Source organism: Bifidobacteriaceae bacterium (assembly GCA_031281585.1).
In the GTDB taxonomy this organism is placed as follows: domain Bacteria; phylum Actinomycetota; class Actinomycetes; order Actinomycetales; family WQXJ01; genus JAIRTF01.
In genome coordinates, this window is record JAITFE010000068.1 from 1 (window position 1) to 7,066 (window position 7,066).

The following is a 7,066-nucleotide window of genomic DNA, read 5'->3' on the forward strand; positions in this document are numbered from 1 at the left end:
TCCAGATCCTCCACGGTGTCCCCCATCACCACGGAATAGGACAAGAAGTCCCGCTCTTTCGCGATCCCCAACACGCTGTACGGCTGCACCCTCGCCCGGTAGTCCCGGTAGATCAGCACCGGCTTCTCCACCCCCCCGATCGACAGGTAGAACACGTCCGAGACCGGATCCCCGATGATCTCCTTCAAATGATCTGGCAGCGGCACCGTCAACGAGCCGTCATCGTTCAGGGTGAACCCGGGCCACCGGCCGGTCGCCTGGGAAATGTACGCCGTCTTGCCGTTGTGCTTCAGGGTCACCGTGCTAAGCAGGTCTCGCTTCTCCGGCGAGAACGAGGCGTAGTCCCGGCCCCGCCCCAGCACCTGCTCCAAACCGCGGCCAGTCACACGGAAACCGGACACCGACTCCCAGATCGCCTTGTCCGGAACCACCGCGGACACCCGCAGCGCCACCGGGACGCGCCGGAGCGACAACGACAGGTTCACGGGCCGATCCACCCAATCCCTGGTCGATGTGAACGCTGGCATGTAGAACTGAACCGATCCCTTGTACGTGTTGTCCACCTGGATCTCCGTCCAGGTGAACGGAAGCGACTCGTAGCTTCGGGTCAACCCGAGCGCGGTCACGGCATAATTCGGCTCCGAGGCTTTGACCTCGAACATCACGAACCGGCCCGCCGCATGCTGGTCCGTGGACCAGAACCCGTCCGCCTCCAAAGTCCAACCGGAGGGATCCACCGGCTCCAGCGACACAGGCACCCCGTCAACGTTGCGCTCGCCCGGGAACACCACCTTGTTGCGGGGCTTTTCCTCCCCGGTCAGCGCCACCAGCACCACCTTGCCCGCAGGCACTAAGGGCGCGGCGAAGATCGCGCTTGACCGCGAGCCGAAACTGATGGTCTCCAGTTCCGCGTCCTTGGTGTAGGAGCCGTCTGGCGCAAGGGTCGCCTCCCACAAGACGGCACCCGTCACCCGCGAATCGGACGTGTCCGAACCCGTCAGAGTGACAATGGTGTGCGGCTTCGCGTAATACGCGCTCAGCTTCCCGCCCAGCCCCGGGGACTCCTCCACCACCAACTCCACGTCCCCTGGCTCAACTACCTGCGAGTAGAGTTCCACATCGCCTTGCGGCATGGTCCAGGAATACCTGCGGTAGCAGTTGAGGTCGTATTCCCCGCCATACGACCAGCCCTCGAAGACCAGCGGAACCCCGCCGAGCACGGTGTTGCCGTAGCGGTCCACGCGGGAGTAGGTGCCCCTGAACACCTCCTCCGCCTCCCAGCAGGAGGCGATCACCCTGACCTCCACTCTGGCACCCACACGGGCGCTGTCCGGCGGCTGCCCCACCGCCTTGACGCCCGCATAGCTGATCGAGAACCGGTCCCTGTCCGCAGTCTGCAGCTGCTTCTGCATCACGCCGGCCACCGCGTTGCCAACCAGGTCCGGGATGGGCGCAGCGGCAGAGCCCTTCACCGTCACTAGGTAGTTGGCCTCCGCCTCCAACTGCTTGGACACGGTGAACACCTGCCGGGAGCGGTCCCACGTACCGGCCACTTCAGCACCCTGGGGGTCTCCTTCCTTGTCCACGGTCACACGCGGGTTCCAGTCCAACCCCATGGTCTCGGAGAAGTCCAGCACCACGGTCCCAGCCGCCACGTCTAAGCTGACGCCGTCCAGGGAGGGCGGCGCCTCGTCCAGCACGATGTCGCCCGTCTGGGCTATCACGGCCGTGCCCGCCGCGTCCAACGTCACCATGAACACCTGCGGCGGGGACACGAAATCCGCCTGCTTGTCGCCGTTGACCTGCTCCGCCGACAACTCGACGTTGTAGTTCCCCTCCGGCACCCCCGCGAAGTCCACCGTCACCTTTCCCCGCGGCGAATCCCCGATGCGCTTCAGCTTCTGGTAAAATGTGCCGTTCAAGCCCGTCACCGTGGCCGAGACGTACATGTTCGAGCCCGTCGACGCGTTGTCGTAGAACAAGTCGATCTTCTTGCCCGCCGCCAAGCCGTCCGGCCGCGCCCGCAGTTCCAGGCCCAGTTCCCCGGTCTCCATGATCAGCTTCACCGCGCCCCGGTAGGACGACGGGAAACCGTACTTCTCGAACTTCGCGTCCGCCGCCACATTCTTCGTCACCGGATCCAAACCCGCCTTCGACCGGGTGTTGTACCCGCTGCCCACCGGCGAATACGCCCTCACCTTCGACAGGTCCAGAGCCAGAGCCGGGCGCACCGGCAACTCCGTGGACAAAGCCGTGTCAACCGAAACGGGGCAGGGGTAGTACGCCTCGCCCTCCGAGGTGTACTCGTAGTTCGACCACGTTTGCCTGCACTGCCCGATGCCGGCGGCGACGGCGTTGGCGCCCCACCACTTGTTGTCCGACTGGCCGTAGGACATGATGGCGACGCGCTTCTCCCGGTCCGGATCGTAAAGGTGGCCCGAATAGGGGCCGCTCCACCACACGTCCAACCGCCGCGTCAACGGTTGCACAAAGAAATAGTCGTAGTCGCCGCTGTATTCATACCGGGGAACGGTGTCCGGCTTGGCCGAGACATTCTTCGCCCCGCCCGAGTATGGCGTCCAAACCAGGTCGTCCGCGAACGGGAGGAGCACCCCCCGCTCTGCTGCGGTCAAGCCGTCCTCGATGGCCTTCAGCTTCTGCCTCAGCAAGCTCTCGTTGTAGCTGTTGGACCCCGTGGCGGAGTAGGCCGTCTTGTAGCGGGCGTCGCCCGCCGGCCAATCCTTCTGCAGCAAGTAGAGGTCGTCGGGGTCCCACGGCGTATAAAGCTGCCCGTACCCCTCGTCGCCCACGCCGGCCACCCAGAACGTCTGCCCGCCGAACACGACCTCCGTGTACATGTCCAACGCGTAGTTGTACAAGTCGTTCGCCGGAGGCACGCCAGCCCCGCCCGCGATGTCCGCCTTCGCCTCCCGCGCGTCGAACGGCGCCGCAGCGATCAGCGGGACCACGAGCGTCACGGCGGCGGCCCAGGCCCACGCGCCGGTGCGCCGGGTCTTCGAACGGGAGCGGAACGAGGGGGGCTTGTGGTGGGTGGCGGTGTAGGCGGACGCGCGCATGGGGTCTCCTATGTCATGGAAAGCGCAGGGCTGAAAAGCGGCAAGAAAAAGGCGGTCCCGGACGCTGGGGGCTGGGAGGGCGCGGGGCGCCCGCCTTTCCGACCTGGCGTGGGGATGGGGCTGAGGCGAGCGGACGGCACAGAGCAAACGACGTCAACGGAAAGGGGGCGGCGCGGCGCCCCGGCCGGGGGACGGCGGCGGCGCGAGGAGAACCCGGCGAAAAAGGACTGGCCCAGAACCGGGAATTGGCGGCGTCCGTGAAAACGGCCGCCGCAGAAAGGTGGGAAAGGCAAACGCGACATTTTGTTCGCCGCAGAGCCGCAATTCGGCGGCAAGGCAAAGCGACCTGCCTCACCCGAACCCCGGGCGGGGTTCGGAATACTTCTACGCCCCCCCCCCCCCGGCGCCTTTGCAATCAACTCACGGCCGCAGCCCACAGGGGCACGTTACCAGAATGTGACGTAGCACACATGTGCCCTACGGCCTGCTTGGCACCAGGCCCGCTAATCCGGCAAACGGGGACGGCACCTGTTTTTGGCCGGTCGGAAATAGGCGTCGTCCCCATTTCCGCAGGCCCGTCCACATTTCCGCGTTTCCCGCCAATTGCGCGGCCGCCCCCGTGCCCAGCCCGCGAACCGGGCCGTATTTGGGGGGAAGGCGCCGCGAACGGCATCGTGAACCGGCGCGACGCGCGGCCGCTGGGAGGCGGGGAAAGCTGGCGGCGGCTAGACGGCACTAGGCCGCGGGCGCCGCTTCAACGCGGCGGGGGTGGCCGGCTGGCGGGGGCGGCCCTGGCTTTTTGCCAGGTTCTTCAGGTCCTCATAGGCGCGGCCAGCAGGCCTGTCGCGGGCCGGTGACGGGGTCATGCGAGCAACTCCAGGGCCGAACGTATCGCCGGGTAGGCCTTGGGGAAGGCCTTGGCCGTCTCCAACAGCTTGGCCGGGTAGTTGCCCCTCGCGCTCAGCCAGCGTTTGAGGGCTCCCACAGCGGTCGCCCGGCCCTCAAGATAAGCGAGCCTGAAGGCGTCGACGATGACGCGTTCCGCAGAGTAGCAGTACAAGCCTTCTTGGCCTTCGAGGGGTTCGCGTCCGATGCCGAAGGTCGCTTGGTCGAAGCTGTGCCAGGTGACGTGGGAGAACCCGGCGGGGTGGCGGGTGCCGCGCGGCAGCGCGATGTCGGTCCCAGCCGGTATCGCGTCGCTCAGTTCGTGGTAGACCAGTGCGCTGGTCAGGCACATCGTCGCGGCGGATTGGACGGCGGCGGCAGCCGCGAGCGACACAAGCGACGGGTCCAACGAGTCGACTTTGACGAAAGCTCCGCGCCCGATCCGCTCGAGGGAGCCGTCCTCGACGGCCCTGTAGATTTCGTCCTTGCGCAGCCCCGCCCGGCGGGCGCCGGCCAATGTGAACGCCGGCGGCAAGATGTCCAACACGGTTCGCCTCCTAACTGTCGGCAGAACAAGCATACCTGTATGCGTTTAGGAGACTCCCAACTCCACCGGTTCGGGCTCACGCTTCCCCCTTTGGCCGCCTGATCAGACCGCCTCGACGCTCACGCCCGGCGCCCAGGCGCGCGTGGCCTGGCACAACCGCCCGTCTCCGGTCAGCAACGTCGCGCCAAGAAGCCCGGACAACTCTCACCCGCGCGGCCCCGGGTCGGATGTCGGCGCGGGCGGTGTTCGCCGGCGGGCGCCGCCGCGGAGCCCAAGCCGGGCCCGGCCCCGGCCCCGTGTCACGGGTCGTCGCGGACGGTGAGGGTGGCCTCCACCTGGTGGGTTTTCGCGTCGCCCCGGACCACGGCGAGCACCGCCTTGGCGCCCGGCGGGTAGGACCTGACCCAGGCGGTCAAAGACGTCGAGCCGGTCACCGGGTGGCCGTCGATGCCGACCACCACGTCCCCGGGGACCAGGCCCGCTGCGTCCGCCGGGGAGCCGGGCGCCACCTGCCGCACCCCGGCCCCCGCCCGGGTCGCGCCGTCCGCCTCCGTCACCGTGTCCGCTGTGGTCGCCCCAAGGTAGGGGTGGGCGGCCGCGCCGTTCTTGACCAGCTGCGCCGCCACGTCCGCCACCTGGTTCGAGGGGATGGCGAACGCCAGCCCGATGCTCCCCGACCGGCCCGTCGAACCCCCCAGGGTGGCGATCGACGTGTTGACGCCCACCACCTCCCCGGCGGCGTTGAACAGCGGCCCGCCCGAGTTCCCCGGGTTGATCGCCGCGTCGAGCTGGATCGCGTTGGTCACCGCCACCGCCCCGGACGCGTCACGCGACTCCGACGCCTCCACCGGCCGGTTCAACGCGGACACGATCCCCGTGGTCGCCGTGTTGTCCAAGCCCAGCGGGTTGCCGACCGCCATCACCGGCTCCCCCACCACCACCAAGTCCGAGTCGCCCAACACCGCCTCGCTCAAGTCCGGCGGCCGGTCGCGGAGCTTCAGCACCGCCAGGTCCGTGCCCGGGTCCGCGCCCAGCACCTCCGCCGCGAACATCCGCCCGTCCGCCAGCACCACCTTGATGCCGCCGCCGTCCGCCACCACGTGGTTGTTCGTCACCACGTGGCCCTCCTCCGCGTTCACCACCACGCCGGAGCCCTCCGCCCCGGTCATCCGTTCCTCCCCCACCAGGACCGCCACCACCGTGGGCCGCACCGCGGCCGCCACCACGTCCCACGCGGGCGCCACCCCGCCGGCCGCGGGAACCTCCGGGGTGTTCTTGCCGGACCCCAGCCCGCCCGCGCCCGGCGCCGGCTGTCGCGTTGTCAAGGTGCCTTCAGCCGCCGATGCCGTCCCGCCCCGCGCCCCAGCCAGCCGCCACACAACCCCTGCGGTCAAACCGGACGCGACCAGCGCCGCCGCCAAGGCGGACACGGCCGCCGCCTTCCACACGCCCCCGGGCGCCCCCGGCCGCGCCGGCTTGGGCGCCGGACCCCGCCCCGCCTCGCCGCCCGCCGGCGGCCGCCGCTGCTCCGTCACCGCGCGTCCCTCCTTGCCCGCTCCGCCGGGCGCGCGCCTCGCGCCCCGCCTCTCGGCAGCCATTCAACCGCATCCGCCGGGCCCGCCGCCGCCACGCGCCGACGCGGCCCTATGGACGGCAAGGACCATCCCCGGCTGGGCAGGTCGGGTGGCTGGCGGGCTTCCTGAGGCTTGTGGCCTTCCCCGGCACCGCCCGCCAACCGAGCCGACTTGGGGGACGGCGCCGCGAACGGCATCGTAAACCGATTCGGGGCCCGGCCGTCTGGAACAAGACGGGCGAGGGCGAACCGCTGCCGACGCGTCGCCGCGCGGGTCGGGCCCGGCCTTTGTGTACACTTTATTCATGTCCATTGTTGCAATAAGGCAGGTGCCCAACGCAGTCGGTCTGCGCGAGCTCCGCGCCAACCTCTCCGGCTACCTCGACCAGGTCAAGGCCGGACGCACCTACACGCTGACCGAGCACGGACGGCCGGTCGCCCGTCTGGTGCCCGTCGCCGGAACCTCCGCCTATGAGCGCCTGGTGGCCGCGGGGGTGATCCTGACCGCCGCCAAAGCCGCCTCCGCGCCCGAGCCGCCCATCGCGATTCGCGGGACCGTCAGCGACCTGGTGGAGCAGCAGCGCCGGTGATCGGCTATTTCGACACGTCGGCCGTCATGCCGCTGGTCATCGACGAGCCCTCCAGCGGCCGGTGCGCCCAGGTGTGGCGGGCATGCGACGTCCGGGTCTCATCCATGCTCGTCATCGCGGAAGCGCACGCCGCGCTCGCCATGGCACTCCGATTGGGACGGCTGTCGGAGCCTCAGCATGCCGCCGCCCTCGACTTGCTGGCGAAGAGGATCGAGGAACTCGACTTGTTTCTGCCCACCCGCGAGGTGGTCGACAAGGCCGGCGAACTGGCCCTGGCCCACGCGCTGCGGGGATACGACGCGGTTCACGCCGCCACCGCGCTCGCCCTCAAGTCCGACGACTTGGTCGCCGTGACCGGCGACAAGACCCTCCTTGACGCCTTCACCGCCCTGGG

Annotated in this window: 5 protein-coding genes; 2 read left to right on the forward strand and 3 right to left on the reverse strand. The window is 69.1% G+C overall.

Features of this window, described 5'->3' with window-relative positions:
• The 3 genes from LBC97_08245 to LBC97_08255 all read right to left on the reverse strand — a co-directional run.
• A partial coding sequence (locus LBC97_08245) for a hypothetical protein (protein MDR2566036.1) occupies positions 1 to 3,077 on the reverse strand: 3,077 nt, incomplete at its 3' end.
• Between the two features lie 862 nt (positions 3,078 to 3,939).
• Positions 3,940 to 4,509 (reverse strand): type IV toxin-antitoxin system AbiEi family antitoxin domain-containing protein, encoded by a 570-nt coding sequence (locus LBC97_08250; GenBank protein ID MDR2566037.1) that lies wholly within the window; start codon positions 4,507 to 4,509, stop codon positions 3,940 to 3,942.
• 299 nt (positions 4,510 to 4,808) lie between these two features.
• Entirely contained in the window at positions 4,809 to 5,654 is an 846-nt protein-coding gene (locus LBC97_08255; protein MDR2566038.1) for a trypsin-like peptidase domain-containing protein, read from the reverse strand.
• A gap of 733 nt (positions 5,655 to 6,387) precedes the next feature.
• Here LBC97_08255 and LBC97_08260 point away from each other — a divergent pair.
• Together LBC97_08260 and LBC97_08265 are read left to right on the forward strand one after the other, a co-directional pair.
• Positions 6,388 to 6,672: a type II toxin-antitoxin system prevent-host-death family antitoxin gene (locus LBC97_08260; GenBank protein MDR2566039.1), complete on the forward strand. Its 285-nt coding sequence runs from the start codon at positions 6,388 to 6,390 to the stop codon at positions 6,670 to 6,672.
• Positions 6,669 to 7,066: type II toxin-antitoxin system VapC family toxin (locus LBC97_08265; protein ID MDR2566040.1), on the forward strand; the 398-nt coding region annotated here is incomplete at its 3' end. The genes LBC97_08260 and LBC97_08265, both read left to right, overlap by 4 nt.

What these genes read in the sequence shown, in the direction of transcription:
- LBC97_08260 (MDR2566039.1), top strand. Translation starts at nt 6,388, where the DNA reads ATGTCCATTGTTGCAATAAGGCAGGTGCCCAACGCAGTCGGTCTGCGC.